The following is a 17,701-nucleotide window of genomic DNA, read 5'->3' on the forward strand; positions in this document are numbered from 1 at the left end:
TGAGTTCCCCGCCTCAAATGAACGTCCACTTTCGCAACTCGCGCACCCAAAGCAGACCATCCGCAATCGGCCAAAAGTCGTCAAAGCGTGACCACATTGGTTGCACAAAATTCACCTTTCTCGGAAGTGCTTTGGTGAAACAGGGTTTCCATCAAAATGGGTGCAGATAAAGGAGCCCTCTTTAAGTGGGGCGTGGGGGAGCGTGCAAAGCTCCTTTGGGTACCCGGTCAACGCTGACGCCTCGGCTGGAATGGCAGGTTTGATATAGGTGCCGCCACGCCTTCCCGCCAACCCGGAATAAATCCGACCGGTTTCAGAGACCCGATGTTAATCCAAATGAATTAGAAGAGGCGAGGAATTATTACGAGTGTACCGCCTTGATACGTCCTTATGCGCTGCAGAAGCACTTCTCTAACGTCCGGCAAGAAGCCCCAGTCATCGTCCTGATGATTGCGATTGCGGGGTGTGCCTTTGCCCTAGCGTCCAATCACTCTTGGCCGTTGCTTTGGGCGGTCGGGTTTTTGGCGCTGTTTGGCGTTGATACCTGGTTTGCAGGATGGTTGGTGCGAAGTGGGCGCGAACATTTGCGTACCAAAACTGCCGCAATCCAATTAGGGGCGATGTGCGGTCTGACTGTATGCGGCTTTATGGTCGCTCCGATTGCGATGATTGCGACGGGTGATTTGGCGTTGGCAATTGCCGCTACAGCTATGTTGGCAGCCGCCGCGACCCGAGCGACAGGCATTCTATCGGTGTCGCGCATCTCTGGCAGCATGACCTTGGCACCGTTCTTGGTACTTCCGGTCTTGAGTTTATGGCATCCATTTATGGACCCTGCTGCGCACTCGGAATTCAGTCATTACGTCGCGTCCCTCGCGGCCGTTTGCGGGCTGGGCTATGTCGTCATGGCTTGGCGGACCCGCGATGTGATTGAACAAAAGCTCGAGCGCGCCCGCAAAGAAGCCTTGTTGCAAGGCCGCGCCGCTGCGCGGGATGCGATGATCTCAAAATTGATCTTCAAGCATACCAGTATGCGGGCCGCGCTGTTTGATACCAAGGCCCGCTTTATGGCCGTCAATGAGGCTTGGCTTGGCGCCATCCAACTGAGCGAGCAGGACTTGCTGGGCAAAACCATGGCCGAAGCGATGCCGTCTGCCAAACAAGATTGGCATGATGCCATCACACTCGCACTGACAGGCGTCAGCAGCCAAAAGATCGCCGATCACCGGATTCGGGTCGATGGGGCGGAGGTCTATCTCGATTGGGAAGTCCACCCTTGGTACCTGCCAGACGGCAGGATTGGCGGCGCAATTGGCTATGCTCAAGACGTGACTGAGGTCTTCTTGGTGCGGGCAGATGAGAAGGCCAAGCAAGAGCGTCTGACTGTGATGATTGCGCGCGCGCAAGAAGCTTTAGACGAGAAACGCAAGCTCCTGGAAGAGATTTGTAGTCCAGAAGTAGTAAGCCTTCGGCCTAGCCAGCCATCTTGGCATGCCAAGCTTGAAAGCTTGAAAGAGCCGCTCGACATGTCAGGCGAACAAGACCCCAATAATCAAAGTGCTGGGCAATTGCTGGCAGGCTTTGAGCGGGTCTTGAGCGATATCGATCAGCGCGACCACTTGTTGGCGACCGCCGTGCAACAATTGAGCGAAGCGCGCCAGAACGCCGAGATCGCCAGCCAAGCTAAATCGCAATTGATGGCTAATGTCAGCCACGAGTTGCGCACGCCGCTGCACGCCATTTTGGGCTACACCGAAATGCTGATCGAGGATGCCGAGCAAGATGGCCGACAAGACGCAGCGCGGGATGCCCGCAAGGTTCAAGATTCAGCCCACCATCTCTTGAAACTGATCAATGAAATCCTCGATCTTGCCAAGATTGAGGCGGGGAAAATGGAAATCACGCACGAGCCCGTGAACTTGAACGAGCTTGCCGACGAAGTTCTGCAAAGCTTAGGCCCCTTGGCAAAAAATCGCGGCAATCGATTGATCTTAGCAACCCCAGATGACCCAATCGTGGTGCTCACAGATGGGTTCCGCTTGCGCCAATGTTTGATGAACCTGATCTCTAATGCGATCAAATTCACCCAAGACGGACAGGTTGCGGTGTCCTTTGAGAAAGTGAGCACGGCTACAGGCCGCGCGCATTACGAGATCAAAGTGGCAGACACCGGGATTGGCATGAACGCGGAAGCCCAAGCCCGTTTGTTTGAACCGTTTCAACAAGGCGATGGCTCTGTCACCCGGGTTTATGGTGGAACCGGGCTTGGCTTGGCCCTCACCCGCGAGATGATGCAATTGCTGGGCGGGACTGTCTGTGTGGAAAGCGACGCGGGTCTTGGATCAACCTTTACGCTCTCGCTGCCAGCAAAAGGCCTGCAAGCCAAGGATGTCGACCTCCAGATCATGGCAGACGAGGCTGCGCCCTTGATCCTCGTGATCGATGATGATGAGGTCAGCAATACATTGGCGCTGCGGGCTGCCCAAAACCTGGGCTTGAATGGTGCGATGGCGGCTACTGGCAGTTCGGCCCTCGCCTATCTGGCCAATCGCCCGGTTGATCTGATTATCTTGAACCTCGAGCTGCCGGATATGGACGGTTATGCCTGTCTGGCGGCCCTGCGTGCGAATGCGGCGTTGAATGACACACCGATTGTTGTGATTGCCGCCGATGACGACCAACGCAAGTCGATCGCGCTGGGTGCACAAGAGCATTTCATGAAGCCCATTTTAGGGTCGGTTTTGGGCGCAGCCATTGCGCGTTTGATCCGCCCCAAAAGCGAAGCCCTCGATGTGGAGACCATCGAACTGCCGCGCTATCGCCTATGGAGAGCCAATTCATGACCCATGGGATACACTTTCATCTAGTCAGTGATGTTCAAATCATGTCACGACTAAACGATAGGTAACGGGGGACTGTCATGCAAAGAATTTTGCTGGCTGAAGATCATGACGACAATCGCGAAATGCTGATGCGTCGTCTTACGCGAGCTGGATTTGAAGTGCGCGGGGCTAGCGATGGCCAAGATGCGCTAAATCAAGCCTTGGCATGGAAACCGGACCTTGTGCTGATGGATGTATCCATGCCGATTATGTCGGGCTTGGATGCCACCCGACAGATCCGCGAAAAGCTGGGCGCGACAATTAAAGTGATCGCACTAACCGCCCACGCGATGAATGAGTCCCGCGAGGCCTGTTTTGAAGCGGGTTGCGATGCCTTTGCCACCAAGCCCGTAGATTGGCCGCATTTGATGGAAGAAATGGCCCGCCAATTCCAAGGGAAACCTGCGCCATGACCGAAGATATTCAAGACCAATTCGCCAATACCAACATCCTGATTGTCGACGACATGCAGGACAATATCGATGTGCTGGCGCGGCGCCTGCGCAACCGACAGGCCACAGTCTATGAAGCAAGCGACGGCACAGAGGCGCTAGACATTCTAAGTGTCTCGCCCATCGACGTCATCCTGTTAGACGTCATGATGCCGGGCCTGAATGGCCTTGATGTCGTGAAGAAGATCCGCAGCAAACGCTCTGCCGCAGCTTTGCCGATCATCATGGTATCCGCCCGCACTGATCAAGCCATGATGGTGGAATGCCTGCAAGCCGGCGCGAACGATTATGTGACCAAGCCGGTTGATTTTCAGATGGTTTGCGCCCGTATCGCCACGCAATTAGGCATTCGCGAGACCTATCGGGCAGCGCTTCGCGACCGATCAAAACATATCAGTATCGCCGAAGAAAGCCGGGTTCGCCTTGCAGAAGCCGAAGCCAAGATCGCCAGCCTGACCGGCAAAGGCTGAGCGTTCCAGGTCTTTAGCCCTTGTAATCGTGCCAGTGGCCCGTACCGTCCAAGAGTTGCAATCCACCCTCGGTTTCCTGCAGATAAACTGGGTCCAAAGGTGCCTTAAAGGCCCCGCCGGGAACATCCAGAACATAGGTCGGTTGGGCAACGCCTGTCAGGGTGCGGCGCAGACCCCGCATGAGTTCTTGGCCTTCGGCTATCGGCAGTCGGAAATGGCCGGTGCCGGGTGCCAAGTCTGGATGATGCAGATAATAGGGCTTTACCCCTAAAGCGACGAAGCCGCGCATCAGGTCTTGTAAGATGTCCAAACGGTCATTGACGCCGCGCAATAAGACCGACTGGCTGACCAGACTAATCCCTGCTTCTCGCATACAACGAATGGCGTCTTGAGCGGCTGGCGTGAATTCACGCGGATGATTGGCATGAATAGCCACCCAAGTCGCAACGCCATCTGCCCGCAAAGCGTGGACGAATTCCTCGCTCACCCGCTCAGGTGCTACCACTGGCACGCGTGTATGCCATCGCACGACTTTAACATGGTCAATGGCGGCTAAGGCTTGTGTCAGCTCGCGTGCGCGGCGCGGCGACAGCATGAACGGGTCCCCACCGGTCAGAATGACCTCAAAAATCTGGGGCCGCGCGCGGATGTAATCCAAAGCCTGATCGAGATTTTCCCCCACCAAGGCTTCGCCACCGGGGCCGACCATTTCACGGCGGAAGCAGAAGCGGCAATAGACCGGGCAGACCGACAAGACTTTCAGCAAAACCCGGTCTTCATAGCGGTGGACAAGGCCTGGCAAAGGCGAAAAGGCCGCATCATTGATCGGGTCGGCGCTTTCCTCTGGGCTTTGCTGCAACTCCAGCGCAGAGGGCACAAATTGCGCACGGATCGGATCACGGGGATCGGCCTTGTCGATCAAGCCCAACATGGTTGGGGTTACGGCCACCGCATAGCGTTCAGCAACCGCGTCTAGTCTTGCGGCGTCTTCAAAAGTCACAAGGCCTTGGGCCTGTAAGTCGGCGATCTTCGTGCTGGTTGCCTCTGCAGCGGCGGGCTTTAGAAGCGCTTCAATCTTTGCCTGTGGAGCCAAAGCCGCCTGTTCCCCGTGCCGTCTCGTCGAGTTCTTCAAACTCCATCCAGCCAATTTGCGTGATGGGGGCAATGACCATTTGCGCGATGCGGTCGCCACGATGGATGCGGAAACCTTCCCAGCCATGATTGATCAGGATCACACCAACTTCGCCGCGATAATCGGCATCAATCGTGCCGGGGCTGTTGAGGCAGGTGATGCCGTTCTTCAGAGCAAGCCCTGAGCGTGGCCGCACTTGCGCCTCATAGCCCGGTGGCAAAGCGATAGAGAGGCCGGTTGGGATCAATGCACGGCGGCCCGGCAACAGATCGATATGGCCACCTTCAGGCAAGGCTGCGCGCAAATCCATCCCTGCTGATTGGCTGGTTTCATAGGTCGGCAAGGGCAGGTCGCCAAAGTGCGGCAGCTTTTTGACGGCAACCAAGGGGCGTACCGCCTCATTCGCATCGGAAGGCGTCGTGGGCGCACGGGTCGAGAACGGCTTCAACATCCTTGGTCCTTCACGGGGTACTTGCGGTTCGCAAGCGGGTCAAAAATCTCAGCGGCATGTCTGCCGCCAAACTTAGCTCAATCCAGTAGCCAGATTCGGCTGAACCGTCGGCTCAAATCCATAATGCTTCAACCACCGGACATCGGCAGCAAACATGTCGCGCAGGTCCGGGATGCCATATTTCAGCATAGCCAAACGGTCGATGCCCATGCCAAAGGCAAAGCCCTGATACTGGTCAGGATCAATACCGCAGGCACGCAACACATTGGGATGCACCATGCCGCAGCCCAAAATCTCCAGCCAGTCAGTGCCGGTCCCGATCTTCAATGCCCCACCCGAACGGTCACAACGGACGTCCATCTCAGCCGAAGGCTCGGTGAACGGAAAATGGTGCGGGCGGAAGCGCACATCGACATCGTCGATCTCAAAGAAAGCGCGCATGAAGTCCATCAGCACGCCCTTCAAATGGCCCATATGCACGCCGTCTTCGATGACGAGGCCTTCAATCTGGTGGAACATCGGCGTGTGGGTTTGATCCGAGTCGCAGCGATAGGTACGGCCCGGGGCGACAATGCGGATCGGCGGCTTCTGGTTCAACATGGTGCGCACTTGCACGGGGCTGGTATGGGTGCGCAGCAACATGCGCGATCCATCTTCCTTCTCTTCAAAAAAGAAGGTGTCATGCATATCGCGAGCTGGATGCTTGGGCGGGAAGTTGAGCGCCGTGAAGTTATGGAAGTCGTCTTCCACATCTGGACCTTCCGCGATGGCAAAGCCCATGTCGGCAAAGATGGTTTGAACCTCTTCAAACACCTGCATGATCGGATGGATTTTGCCGCGCCGCTCAGGCCGCACCGGCAGGGTCACATCAATCCGCTCGGCCAAGAGGCGCGCGTCGAGGGCGGCTTGGGCCAGCGCCTCTTTCTTGACGGCAATTGCGTCGCTCAGGCTTTGCTTCAAGCCATTGACCAAGGGGCCAAAGCTCTGACGCTCTTCTGGGCTCATCCCGCCCATGCCTTTGAGCAATTCCGAGACGCTACCCTTTTTGCCAAGGGCGTTGACGCGCACCACTTCAACGGCCGCTTCATCTTGGGCAGCATCTAATTGGGCAAAGAGGTCGCGGGAGAGAGTGTCAATGTCAGTCATGAAACGGTCCTAGCGGATTGGACGGCTAAATGGGAGGGGGGTGGCGCAGATGATTGACGGTCGCGCTTTGCCCAATCCTCACAGAAATGTGCGCGAGCTCGCCGCTGACACGGCCTCCCCTGCCCCCTAAGGAAGCGGCTCAAAATTTCAGGCGGGCCCTAGTCCCGCGTCGGGGAGAAACCAATGATCCGTACCGCCCTCTTCGCTTTAGGCGCTTTCGCGATGCCCTTGGCTGTTGCGGCTAACCCAGCCCAGCCCGCCCAAGCAACGCAAGCCTTCAGCAATCCCTTCTTTGAAGCCAAAACCACCAAATATGGTGCACCGGCCTTTGACCGCATTCGCCCGGAACATTTCCGTCCGGCTTTCTATGAAGGCATGCGTCAACATAAGGCTGAGATTGAGGCCATTGCCAACGCCAAAACCGCGCCGACATTCGACAACACCATTCTCGCGATGGAAAAGGCTGGCCTGTTCCTAGACGACGTCTCGGCCGTTTTCTTCAATATGACATCGGCCAATTCCAGTGCGCCGATCCGCGCCATTCAGCGCGAAATGGGGCCCGTTATGGCCGCCCATTCGGACTCAATCCGCCTTAATCCAAAACTGTTTGCACGCGTTCAAGCCGTGTATGACAAGCGTTCAAGCTTGCGTACCCCCGAACAGCGCCGCTTGGTTGAGCGCGTCTATCAAGGCTTTGTACGCTCAGGTGCCAAGCTGAACCCTGAGCAAAAGGCCCGCGTCTCGGAAATCAATCAGCGCCTGTCGACCCTCAGCACCAATTTCAGCCAGAAAGTCTTGGCTGACACCAACCAATTCGCGCTGGTTCTAGAGACCGAAGCCGATCGTGCCGGTCTGCCGCAATTCTTTCTCGATGCGGCCCTCGAAGCCGGTCGCGCCCGCGGAATGCCTGGCAAATATGTGGTGACCTTGAGCCGCTCGAGCGTGGAGCCCTTCCTCGAGCTCTCGACCAATCGCGCCATGCGGGAAAAAGCTTGGCGCGGCTGGGTGCTGCGGGGTGATAATAACGATGCCGAAGATACCAAGGCGACCGCCAGCGAAATCGTCACCCTGCGCCAAGAGCGTGCCGCCATTTTGGGCTATGCGCATCATGCTGCCTTCACCTTGGATGACACCATGGCCAAGACCCCGGCTAATGTCAGCGCCTTGCTGAATGGGGTGTGGGAGCCTGCCAAAGCAGCCGTGACGCGCGATGCCGCCGAATATCTGGAGCTGGCCAAGTCGCAAGGCTTTACAGGCGACAAGCTGGAGCCATGGGATTGGCGCTTCTATGCCGAGCAAAAGCGCCGGGCGAAGTACAATCTGAATGAAGATGAAGTGAAGCCCTATTTCTCGCTAGACGCCATGTTGGACGCGCAATTCTGGGTCGCCAATCAATTGTTTGGCCTGAAGTTCAAGGAGATTACCGGCACCGTGCCCGTCTATCATCCCGACGTGCGGGTCTGGGAAGTGATGGAGGGTGACGGCCGCCATATCGGCCTGTTCTATGGCGACTTCTTCTCGCGCGAGAGCAAGCAAGGCGGGGCTTGGATGTCCAGCTATCAGGGCCAAGACCGGGTGAATGGCAATCTAAAGCCCATGGTCGTCAATGTGTTGAACTACACCAAGGCCCCAGCTGGCAAGCCAACGCTCCTCTCCTATAATGACGCCGAGACCTTATTCCACGAGTTTGGCCATGGCCTGCATGGCCTGTTGTCCAATGTCGCCTATCCCAGCCTCGCAGGTACGGCCGTCTCGCGCGACTTTGTGGAATTCCCAGCCCAAATTTATGAGCACTGGCTGGGTCAACGCCAAGTGCTAGAGCGCTTTGCCCGCCACAGCGAAACGGGCGCTGCCATGCCGAAAGAGCTGTTGGACAAAGTGATGGCCGCCCGCAATCACGATCAAGGCTTTGCCACGGTTGAGTTCTTATCCTCGGCCTTGGTCGATATGGACGTGCACAGCCAACCGAACCTGCCCAAGGGCTTTGATATGGGCGCCTTTGAAAAGGAAAGCCTCGCCAAGATTGGCATGCCACGTGAGATCGTGATGCGCCACCGGCCAACTCACTTCGGCCATATCTTCTCGGGCGGCTATTCGGCGGGCTATTACTCCTACATGTGGTCGGAGGTGCTTGACGCCGATGGCTTCCGCGCCTTCACCGAGACCGGCGACATCTTCAATAAGGACGTGGCTAAGCGCCTGCGCACCTTCGTCTATGGTGGCGGCAATTCGCGGGATGCGGCAGAGGCCTATCGCCAATTTCGTGGCCGCGATCCCGATCCTAAAGCCCTGTTGGAAATGCGCGGCTTGGCCGACGGCACCAGCAATAATTAAGCTGCGGCAGCGCGGCCTTGTTCAACGCTTTGCGTATGGGTGATGATCAGATCAGCCATTTGCTTGGTTTTTGAGGGTGGGAGGTCATGGGCCATCTGGTCGATGACCTCTAGCTTGGCACCTTGAATACGACGTGCGGTATCGACCCCGCACGCCAGTGGCACCAATTCATCCTGCTTGCCGTGAATAACCAAAGTTGGCGCTGTGACCTTGGCCAACTGCCCTGCGCGCGCGCCATCGGCCAAAATAGCAATCAGCTGGCGCAGCGTGCCCTTGGGATCATATGCCCGGTCATAGGCAGCAGCCGAGTGATTGATAAAGGCGTCGGGTGCTCTGGCGGGATCGGGGTAAGAGATCAATTCCAGCGTCCGCCGACCGATTTCAATGGCTTCGGCCCGGCTGGGTGCCGTGCTGCGCCGAGCCGTCAGACGTTGGCGGAGTTTGGCCGGAGCACCGGGCAAACCGCGTGCGCCGCTGGTCGACATGACAGAGATCAAACTGCGCAACCGACTTGGGTGATGGATCGCCATGCTCTGCGCAATCATCCCGCCCATGGAAACGCCGACAATATGGGCAGCCTCAATCCCCAGATGATCCAATAGCGCCACCGCATCAGCTGCCATATCCTTGACCTGATAGGCGGTCTTAAAGCCAATCCCGAACAACAGCCCCGCAATCGCCCGCACTGGGCTGGCCACTTGGACGCCATGAAAATGGGTAGAGAGGCCAACGTCACGATTATCAAACAAGATCACGCGGTGCCCAGCCGCCACCAGCTGCGCCATGAAATCTTCCGGCCAAGCAATCAATTGCCGCCCCAGCCCCATGACCAACAACAAGGGCACGCCCGAAGCCTCGCCCCGTTCTTCATAATAAAGCTCAATGCCATTGGCTTGAATGGTCGGCATGCACATGTCCCCCGATGCAGGCGTGGTGGGTTTGGTAGAAAAAGCCCAAACAAAAACGGCCCCGAGATACCTCAGGGCCGTTTTCGATTTGTGTCAATCGCGCTCGCGTTGCTCGCATTTTGATAAGCGCGCAACTTCGATCCGATGGATCAAAAAACGCTTACGCGATGCTTAAGCTGCCAAAGCAGCCTTTGCCTTTTCAACGACAGCTGCGAAGGCAGCGGGTTCGCGGATCGCGATGTCGCTCAACACTTTGCGGTCGACTTGGATGCCGGCCTTGAGCAAGCCGTTGATGAAGACCGAATAGGTCATGTCATGCTGACGGGCTGCTGCGTTGATGCGCTGGATCCACAAAGCGCGGAAGTTGCGCTTCTTGGCCTTGCGGTCGCGGTAGGCATATTGGCCAGAGCGCCATACGGCGGCGGTGGCGGTGCGGATGGTGTTCTTCCGGCGGCCTTGGAAGCCTTTAGCGGCTGCCAGGATGTTCTTCCGACGGGCGCGGGTTTGTTGCCCTGCTTTAATACGTGCCATTGTCTATATCCTTACAGCCCGTAGGGCGTCCAAAGTTTCACGCGAATTGCATCGCCAGTCGCGAGCACCGACGTTCCACGGTTTTGACGGATATATTTGGATTTGTGCGACATCAAACGGTGACGCTTACCCACGACGCCATGCATAACTTTGCCGGTAGCCGTGATCTTGAAGCGCTTTTTGACGCCACTCTTAGTCTTCAGTTTCGGCATTTCGCTCTCCTGTGCTTAGATGCACGGACTTGTTTTCATGAAGAATTCAAGTCAGCTAAAATAACCGCCACGGCATGCCGTTTCGCCGGACGATCAGATGGGAGGCGCGATCTAATCTAAGAGCACGCAAAAAACAAGGGATTGGACTGAGTCTAGGCTCGGTTGAGCCCATCAGGACACAGGCCCTTCTGCAATCATATAAAGACATGTTTATATCTTTCCTTGCCTTTTGTCGAAGCCTCGGTTAGAAGCCGCCTTCTTAGGCCCTGTGCGCGAAGGTCGCTGGCGCAGGCATCGACTCTTCGAGGACTCTTCATGACTGACTATATCGTGGCCGACATCGGCTTGGCTGACTGGGGCCGCAAGGAATTGGCAATTGCTGAAACCGAAATGCCCGGCCTGATGGCAACACGCGCCGAATTCGGCCCAGGCAAGGTTTTGAAAGGCGCCCGCATCGCTGGCTGCTTGCACATGACGATCCAAACCGGCGTCTTGATCGAAACCTTGACCGCTTTGGGTGCCGACGTCCGCTGGTCCTCGTGCAACATCTACTCGACCCAAGACCAAGCCGCCGCCGCGATTGCCGCCGCTGGCGTGCCTGTTTTCGCCGTTAAGGGCGAAACGCTTCTGGAATATTGGGACTATGTCCACAAGATCTTTGAATGGTCCGATGGCGGCTATCCAAACCTGATCTTGGACGATGGTGGCGATGCAACCTTGTTGTGCGTCTTGGGCCCGAAGGCTGAAAAAGACCCCAGCATCTTGAACAACCCACAAAACGAAGAAGAAGAAGCGCTCTATGCTGTGATGAAGCGCTATTTGGTCGAAAAGCCAGGCTTCTATTCGGCGATCCGCGATGCCATCAAGGGCGTGTCGGAAGAAACCACCACCGGCGTGCACCGTCTGTATCAAATGGCTGAGCGTGGCGATTTGCCATTCCCAGGCATCAATGTGAACGACAGCGTGACCAAGTCGAAGTTCGACAACCTCTATGGCTGTAAGGAATCGCTGGTCGACGGTATCCGTCGCGGCACCGACGTCATGATGGCTGGTAAAGTTGCGATGGTTGCTGGCTTTGGCGACGTGGGCAAAGGCTCTGCCGCATCGTTGCGCAACGCAGGCTGCCGCGTGATGATTTCCGAAATCGACCCCATCTGCGCGCTGCAAGCCGCCATGGAAGGCTATGAAGTCGTCACCATGGAAGATGCAGCACCTCGTGCAGACATTTTCGTCACCGCGACTGGCAACCTCGACGTTCTGACACTCGACCACATGCGTGCGATGAAAGATCGCGCCATCGTCTGCAACATCGGCCACTTCGACAGCGAAATCCAAGTTGCCGCACTGCGTAACTACAAGTGGCACAACGTAAAGCCACAGGTGGACGAAGTCGAATTCCCAGACGGCAAGCGCATCATCGTCTTGTCCGAAGGCCGCTTGGTCAATTTGGGCAATGGCACGGGTCACCCCAGCTTCGTGATGTCGGCTTCTTTCACCAACCAAACCTTGGCTCAAATCGAGTTGCACACCAACCGCGATAAGTATGAGAACCAAGTCTATGTGTTGCCAAAGCACCTCGACGAAAAGGTCGCCATGTTGCACCTCGAAAAAGTTGGTGCCAAACTGACGAAACTGACCAAGGTCCAATCCGAATATATCAGCGTTCCAGAGTCCGGCCCATTCAAGCCAGACACCTATCGCTATTGATCCTGTGCCCGGACCAAGGTCCGGCACAGATCATGGGGCAATCGGGGGATTGCAAAACGGCGGCGCAGTTTTCTGCGTCGCCGTTTTCTTTTGCGCGGGGCTTAGCCTACCACGTCATCTTGACCGGCGGCATTGGTTTGCTTGCACCAAGCTCGATTCCTAATGGCAATCTCCGCTTAAGAGCTCGGTGCCAAGCTTATCAATTGACACGGCGCGAAACGGCCTTGCCCCATAAAACTTGTACCAATGAGAGCGGGGCAAGCGGCTAATAAAGTCGACCAAAAGCACCCATTCATCACTACTCAGCCGAGGTTAGTTCAGACCTTAGTTGCCCTGGCTTTCGCCAGACATCTTCGTGTTGGTACCGCAGAAAACGATCGTGACATGCCGACGTAGCAGCCGACCTGCCAAAGTAAACAAGGCCGATTCCGTTAGTCACAACGGGAAACTTCAAGACCCAAATTACTGATTTAAAAAGATAAATAATCAATCTCTCTGCCGAACCTTTGCCACCATTGGCCAGCACATCGCCTTTTACCGCGATTTAACCATGAAGATTAGGCAATCGGTATCACTGCTTTGGTATGGTGAATCCAAGAAAGCCAAGTGGGTTAGGCAATAAAAATGACAAATCGCAAGCGAATGACCTTATGTGCTTTGGTGGCCGCCACCATCCTTACTGCAAGCTGTGAATCTGAAATCGTCGCGCCAGTTCTCGATGCCGGGTTGAGCACTTCCGCCGCCGCCCAAAACACTCAGGCGACCCCTTCCACATTGTCTGCAACGCAAACGCCACTCATTGCTGACAAACCAGTGAGCCGCGTTGAAGCCGCCCGCTTTCTGAATCAAGCAACCTTTGGGGCAACTGGGGCTGATATCGACCTCCTGATGTCAATTGGCTATTCCGCCTGGATCGACCAGCAGTTCTCACTTCCACGCCGGCAAACCTACTCCAAATGGCTCGAGACCGATGGCCCGCGCTCGAACCCAGTAGATTTTGCAGATGGGAATTCAGACCGCGAAAGCGCAGCTTGGTACACTTTGGCAAAGGGTCAACCAGACCAATTACGCCTTCGCACTGCATGGGCCTTATCTCAAATTTTTGTGGTTAGCCGCTCAAAAGTAGGCAGCAGTATCGTATTGTGGATGGATACAAATGCTGATGGTGCATTTGGTACTTACCGAGAGATGCTAGAGCGAGTAACTTTCAGCCCTGTCATGGGTCGGTTTTTGGATTACCTTGGAAATACCGACAATGAGGGCCGTATTCCGGACCAAAACTATGCCCGTGAAGTCATGCAGTTGTTTTCTATAGGACTTTGGCAGCTAAACCCAAATGGGACATTCAAGCTCGACGCGTCTGGTCAACGAATCCCAACTTATTCGCAGAGTGACGTTACAGGTCTTTCGTATGTGTTTACCGGTCTCAACATGCAAAGTGGGGGCGATCGCTATGGCTCGTGTCGCGACGATTCAGGACGACTTTTGCCTCCAACAAATGATTCAAAGCTGCTGATAAGGTGTGAGCTCTCTGTATTCCCGAATGCCTCACCCCGCCAACACTCCTTCTTGGGTGTATCGATCCCGGCGATCTCTCCTTGGAATGCAATCGCTCGCCAAGCAAATGGACGTAAGAATATCGGCATCGCTCTCAACACCTTAGCAAACCACCCCAACACGGCACCTTTCATTAGCAAATTGCTGATCCAACGCTTCACCACAAGCAACCCAAGTCCGGCTTATGTTGCCCGTGTCGCAGCGGCGTTTGCGGACAATGGCAAAGGCGTACGTGGTGACTTTAAGGCTGTCGTCAAACAGATTCTTTTAGATCCTGAGGCACGAACCCCGGCGATAGGATCGTCTACCGAGTTCGGAAAAGTACGGGAGCCAATTCTGGCAATCGCGCAACTTAACCGCGTTTTAAATGCAAGCGATGGTAAGGGCAATGTTTGGGCAGGGTCCGTGGGCTGCAGAGTGTATTTCAACCTCGTTACAGAATTAGAACGTCCTTACAATGCCGCTACGGTCTTTAACTATTATCGACCAACTTTCGCCCAGCCATCGGGTAAGGTGGCAGCGCAAAATATGGTCGCGCCCGAAATGCAAATTACGGACACCACTAGTGTGCTCGATTGGTCTCGCTTCCTTCAGCAAACGCTTCAACGCGGAGGAACCGGTTGCGGCAATGCAGCAAAAATCCAAAATAGCTTTACTTATAACGAGTTTTGGGCCGAAAGCACAAATGCCGAGCAATTGGCGGATAAGGTTCTCCTTCTGCTCGCCCCCGGTGCCAATTGGTCAGACCTCCGGCCCGCTTTGATCCGCTCGATCAATAGTATCCCAGGGGTTACTCAAGCAAATCGTATTGATCGGATCAAAATCGCAATCATGTTGACGATGTTGACCCCCGAGTATCGTGTCCAACGTTAGAATAAAAAGAAACGAGCAAAGTCATGTCTATTGACCTCAGCGCAACAGGGATTAACCGCCGTCACTTCTTAGGTGGAGCCGCGTTGGCGGGTGGATTCTCACCGCTCGCATTGCAAATGGCAGCGTCGAATGCATCTGCGGCCGGTAACGACTACAAGGCTTTGGTTTGTCTCTATTTAGATGGCGGTCTCGATCATCTTCACGCCATCCTTCCGTCAGATCCAACCAATTACGAGGCCCTCCGCGCCCTTCGCCCTGGTATCAGTTTGCCCAACCGGGCCAATCTGAGGTCATTGGCGACGCGGTCATCGCAGGGTGGTCGCACGGCGGCCCTGCATCCTATGCTGCCTCGGATGCGCCAAATTTACGACCAAGGAAAGATGGCCATCGTCTATGGTCATGGTGGCATGAATGCGCCAGCGACGAAGAATGAATACGCCAACTTTACAGCACGCCTGCCCTCGGCTGCTGGGTCGCACAATAATGGCGATGCGCAGATTCATACGTTTGGTGACGATGGTACGCGCTATGGCTGGGGCGGGCTAGCCATGGACGTCCTTGGTTCCATGAATCAGGACAATTTGTTCGCCAGTATGGGTGTAGGGCCGCTTAATAATTCCTTCAGTACTGGCCGCACAATTGACCTCATTAAAGCAGACATCAACGGTCAAGCGTCGAATATAGCGGGACTCAGCGGTCCAGTCTTTGGTTCGACAGTGGCGGCTGCGGAATTAAATGCCTTGATGCAGCGCCAAAACCTGCCCACCGCAATGGGCCAAGATTATGCGCAAGTGAACCGCCGGATTATGGAATCTTATCGTCAACTCAACGACGCATTCAATGCAACGCGCAATCTTGCACCGCTACCGACCAACACTTCTTTGCCAAACTTCCGCACCGCTTGGGCTGAAAATGACATTGCGGCCGCCCTTAGAACCGTCGCGCGATGTATTTCCGCGCGCAATGTTCTGCGCGTCAACCGCCAAGTCTTCTTCATCAACATGCGGAACTTTGACACGCATGGCAATCAAGTGGCCGACTTGGATGGACGGAACTTTATCCGCATGGATGCGGCGATTGGCTATTTCTACGACACCATGGCAGCCATGGGCCTTGGAAACAACGTGACGCTTTTCACGACTTCCGAATTTGGCCGCTCTATCCGATCAAATGGCAGCGGCACCGACCATGGTTGGGGCGGGGCAAGCTTTGTGGTGGGCGGTGCCGTCAAAGGCGGGGACATTTATGGATCGCTGATGGATATGGCGATCAACGGAAACGATATCCTCAACATCGGCAACTCGCCGGTCGCGATCCCGACAGTCAGCAATCAACAATATTGCGCGACTTTGGCGAGTTGGTTGGGGGTCCCAGATTCTGTATTGCCCGAGATTTTCCCGAATCTGAATAGATTTAGCCCAACGAAGCTGGCGTTCTTGTAGTCCATAGCGGTTCCAAGGGCCCCTAACTTAAAGCAAGCCTCAGGTCAGCTCACCTCAGGTTCTGCTCAAACACTTATCTGCTCAGTAACGCTAAGCTCAGACTTCATAGTGTGATGATAAGCTAACCTTTGGACTTTTGCCGTGCTTGGCCCAGATTGGCCCAGCTTGGGCTTTTGCGCCAGTCAGCAGATTTTCCTAGCGGTCAGAATTTCCCTACCAAGTCATCTTAACGGGCGGTGGACCTTTGTAATTGGGGTCGGTCGCTGAAGGCGGTGGTGGCACGATGGTGCTGGGGGTGGCGACAGGTGTAGCAGCGGCGGGTTGGCTGGCTTGCACTTCGGCGCGGATGGCGGCCAAGGCGCTGACTGAGGCATAGCCATCGGCAGTTTTCCCACGGCTCTTCTGATAGGCTTGCAACGCCGCCCGCGTGCGTGGGCCTGCTTGGCCATCGGGAGTGCCGACATCAAAACCCAGACCATTAAGCAAATTTTGTAACTCAGTTGCCCCTGCTCGACCAATGGGTGGATCGTCGGTCGGCCAGCGGGTTGGCATTCGGCCCCTGCCCGCGATTTGATCGGCCAGAAGCGCTACCGACAAGGCATAAGCGTCAGCCGCATTATAGGCCCGGATCGCCCCATAATTCACGCCAACCAAAAAAGCCGTTCCGCGTGCGCCGGCAGGGGCCAACAGGCGCACTTGCCAATTGTCATCATCTGCCGGAGCCATTTGATCGGTAGCAATTGGCGTGATGCCCAAGGCCTTCCAGAATGACAGAGGCCGTCGGACGCCGTCTGCTAAGCTCCAGTCAAAACCTTCTGGCACGTTGGCTTCGACACCCCAACGCTCACCAGCCTGCCATCCAGCGCGCGCCAGATAGTTTTGCGTAGAGGCCAAAGCGTCAACAGGGTTAGACCAAATGTCGCGCTTGCCATCGCCGTCGCCGTCGATCGCGCGACTGAGGAAAGAACTCGGCATGAATTGGGTGTGCCCCATCGCGCCAGCCCACGAGCCAATCAGATCGCCGCGCGAGGCTTCGCCGCGCTCTAGAATGTCAAATACCGCCAACAATTCGGCTTCACCTAGAGCGGTCCGCCGGCCTGTATAGGCCAAAGTGGCAAGGGAGCGGACGACGTCGGACGAGCCCTTATTGCCACCGAAGCTGCTTTCGACGCCCCAAATGGCGATGGCAAATTCCACAGGTACGCCCGTGCTTTGAACAATGGGGGCCAAGGCGTCTTTGCGCGCTGTATAGGCGGCGCGCCCCTGCTCAATCCGGTTCTGGGATACGGCCCCAGCCATATAGGCCCAGATCGGGCGGACAAATTCGGGTTGGCTTTCATTCAGCCGCTTCACATCGCTGTTTGGCGCGATATTGGCCAAAGTCGCGTCGACAATGGCGGGCTGCTTCTTGTTGACCAAGACGGCGCGGGTAGCAAAATCGCTGCGCCACGCGTCAAATTCAGCTGAGCCAGAGGAGGTAAAGGGCGGCGGCACATAGGCCAACGGCTCTTGCGCGCCAGCCAAGGTCGAGGTTGCAACAGCTAAAGCTGCCAAGCTGAAGGTTCGGGCCATCATGCGGTCAGTGTAAGATGCTGCGGGTGAAG

Annotated in this window: 14 protein-coding genes; 7 read left to right on the plus strand and 7 right to left on the minus strand. The window is 55.9% G+C overall.

From position 1 onward, the window contains the following. Window positions 1-377 precede the first annotated feature (377 nt). The 3 genes from ACOVRA_RS02305 to ACOVRA_RS02315 all read left to right on the plus strand — a co-directional run bounded on the left by ACOVRA_RS02305 (window position 378) and on the right by ACOVRA_RS02315 (window position 3,804). Entirely contained in the window at window positions 378-2,843 is a 2,466-nt protein-coding gene (locus ACOVRA_RS02305; RefSeq protein WP_421718887.1) for a PAS domain-containing hybrid sensor histidine kinase/response regulator, read from the plus strand. Window positions 2,844-2,920: 77 nt separating this feature from the next. Further along, window positions 2,921-3,295 (plus strand): response regulator, encoded by a 375-nt coding sequence (locus ACOVRA_RS02310; RefSeq protein WP_290808423.1) that lies wholly within the window; start codon window positions 2,921-2,923, stop codon window positions 3,293-3,295. Beyond that, window positions 3,292-3,804, plus strand: a complete 513-nt coding sequence (locus tag ACOVRA_RS02315) for a response regulator (protein WP_421718888.1) — start codon at window positions 3,292-3,294, stop codon at window positions 3,802-3,804. Before ACOVRA_RS02310 ends, ACOVRA_RS02315 begins: the two co-directional genes overlap by 4 nt. Window positions 3,805-3,817: 13 nt before the next feature. Here ACOVRA_RS02315 and ACOVRA_RS02320 read toward each other — a convergent pair whose 3' ends face one another. From ACOVRA_RS02320 to pheS, 3 genes are all read right to left on the minus strand, one after another. Continuing rightward, window positions 3,818-4,897: a lysine-2,3-aminomutase-like protein gene (locus tag ACOVRA_RS02320; RefSeq protein ID WP_421718889.1), complete on the minus strand. Its 1,080-nt coding sequence runs from the start codon at window positions 4,895-4,897 to the stop codon at window positions 3,818-3,820. Beyond that, window positions 4,875-5,387 (minus strand): dUTP diphosphatase, encoded by a 513-nt coding sequence (gene dut / locus ACOVRA_RS02325; RefSeq protein ID WP_290808432.1) that lies wholly within the window; start codon window positions 5,385-5,387, stop codon window positions 4,875-4,877. The genes ACOVRA_RS02320 and dut overlap by 23 nt, the downstream gene beginning before the upstream one ends. 72 nt (window positions 5,388-5,459) lie before the next feature. Beyond that, on the minus strand, window positions 5,460-6,533 hold the full coding sequence (pheS, locus tag ACOVRA_RS02330) for a phenylalanine--tRNA ligase subunit alpha (protein ID WP_290808436.1): 1,074 nt from the start codon (window positions 6,531-6,533) through the stop codon (window positions 5,460-5,462). Window positions 6,534-6,716: 183 nt separating this feature from the next. On the opposite strand from pheS, the gene ACOVRA_RS02335 reads away from it, so the two are divergent. Beyond that, window positions 6,717-8,867, plus strand: coding sequence for a M3 family metallopeptidase (locus ACOVRA_RS02335; RefSeq protein WP_421718890.1), 2,151 nt, complete (start codon window positions 6,717-6,719; stop codon window positions 8,865-8,867). Here the strand turns inward: ACOVRA_RS02335 and ACOVRA_RS02340 are convergent. The 3 genes from ACOVRA_RS02340 to rpmI all read right to left on the minus strand — a co-directional run bounded on the left by ACOVRA_RS02340 (window position 8,864) and on the right by rpmI (window position 10,518). Next, on the minus strand, window positions 8,864-9,775 hold the full coding sequence (locus ACOVRA_RS02340; RefSeq protein ID WP_421718891.1) for an alpha/beta fold hydrolase: 912 nt from the start codon (window positions 9,773-9,775) through the stop codon (window positions 8,864-8,866). The genes ACOVRA_RS02335 and ACOVRA_RS02340 overlap by 4 nt on opposite strands. Window positions 9,776-9,946: 171 nt before the next feature. After that, window positions 9,947-10,306 (minus strand): 50S ribosomal protein L20, encoded by a 360-nt coding sequence (rplT, locus tag ACOVRA_RS02345; RefSeq protein ID WP_085338849.1) that lies wholly within the window; start codon window positions 10,304-10,306, stop codon window positions 9,947-9,949. A gap of 11 nt (window positions 10,307-10,317) precedes the next feature. Further along, window positions 10,318-10,518, minus strand: a complete 201-nt coding sequence (rpmI, locus tag ACOVRA_RS02350; RefSeq protein ID WP_290808298.1) for a 50S ribosomal protein L35 — start codon at window positions 10,516-10,518, stop codon at window positions 10,318-10,320. 315 nt (window positions 10,519-10,833) lie between these two features. Here rpmI and ahcY point away from each other — a divergent pair, with 315 nt between their 5' ends. The 3 genes from ahcY to ACOVRA_RS02365 all read left to right on the plus strand — a co-directional run bounded on the left by ahcY (window position 10,834) and on the right by ACOVRA_RS02365 (window position 16,097). Further along, the gene (ahcY, locus tag ACOVRA_RS02355) at window positions 10,834-12,225 is read left to right on the plus strand and encodes an adenosylhomocysteinase (protein WP_421718892.1); all 1,392 of its coding nucleotides are present in this window, start codon (window positions 10,834-10,836) and stop codon (window positions 12,223-12,225) included. A 624-nt stretch (window positions 12,226-12,849) separates the two neighbouring features. Then, window positions 12,850-14,655 carry a DUF1800 family protein gene (locus ACOVRA_RS02360; protein ID WP_421718893.1) on the plus strand — a complete coding sequence of 602 codons (1,806 nt, stop codon included), beginning with the start codon at window positions 12,850-12,852 and terminating at the stop codon, window positions 14,653-14,655. A 23-nt stretch (window positions 14,656-14,678) separates the two neighbouring features. Next, window positions 14,679-16,097, plus strand: coding sequence for a DUF1501 domain-containing protein (locus ACOVRA_RS02365; RefSeq protein ID WP_421718894.1), 1,419 nt, complete (start codon window positions 14,679-14,681; stop codon window positions 16,095-16,097). Window positions 16,098-16,310: 213 nt separating this feature from the next. Here ACOVRA_RS02365 and ACOVRA_RS02370 read toward each other — a convergent pair whose 3' ends face one another. Continuing rightward, complete coding sequence (locus tag ACOVRA_RS02370; protein WP_421718895.1) at window positions 16,311-17,672, minus strand: lytic murein transglycosylase; 1,362 nt, start codon at window positions 17,670-17,672, stop codon at window positions 16,311-16,313. Window positions 17,673-17,701 lie beyond the last annotated feature (29 nt).

The sequence above is a fragment of the Aquidulcibacter sp. genome (genome assembly GCF_049239865.1).
GTDB lineage: Bacteria > Pseudomonadota > Alphaproteobacteria > Caulobacterales > Aquidulcibacteraceae > Aquidulcibacter.

Bases quoted from the DNA above. Each gene is read 5' to 3' on its own strand.
- ahcY (WP_421718892.1), top strand. From the start codon at position 10,834: ATGACTGACTATATCGTGGCCGACATCGGCTTGGCTGACTGGGGCCGC.
- ACOVRA_RS02310 (WP_290808423.1), top strand. From the start codon at position 2,921: ATGCAAAGAATTTTGCTGGCTGAAGATCATGACGACAATCGCGAAATG.
- ACOVRA_RS02315 (WP_421718888.1), top strand. From the start codon at position 3,292: ATGACCGAAGATATTCAAGACCAATTCGCCAATACCAACATCCTGATT.
- ACOVRA_RS02370 (WP_421718895.1), bottom strand. From the start codon at position 17,672: ATGATGGCCCGAACCTTCAGCTTGGCAGCTTTAGCTGTTGCAACCTCG.
- dut (WP_290808432.1), bottom strand. From the start codon at position 5,387: ATGTTGAAGCCGTTCTCGACCCGTGCGCCCACGACGCCTTCCGATGCG.
- pheS (WP_290808436.1), bottom strand. From the start codon at position 6,533: ATGACTGACATTGACACTCTCTCCCGCGACCTCTTTGCCCAATTAGAT.
- rplT (WP_085338849.1), bottom strand. From the start codon at position 10,306: ATGGCACGTATTAAAGCAGGGCAACAAACCCGCGCCCGTCGGAAGAAC.
- ACOVRA_RS02340 (WP_421718891.1), bottom strand. From the start codon at position 9,775: ATGCCGACCATTCAAGCCAATGGCATTGAGCTTTATTATGAAGAACGG.
- ACOVRA_RS02360 (WP_421718893.1), top strand. From the start codon at position 12,850: ATGACAAATCGCAAGCGAATGACCTTATGTGCTTTGGTGGCCGCCACC.
- ACOVRA_RS02335 (WP_421718890.1), top strand. From the start codon at position 6,717: ATGATCCGTACCGCCCTCTTCGCTTTAGGCGCTTTCGCGATGCCCTTG.
- ACOVRA_RS02365 (WP_421718894.1), top strand. From the start codon at position 14,679: ATGTCTATTGACCTCAGCGCAACAGGGATTAACCGCCGTCACTTCTTA.
- rpmI (WP_290808298.1), bottom strand. From the start codon at position 10,518: ATGCCGAAACTGAAGACTAAGAGTGGCGTCAAAAAGCGCTTCAAGATC.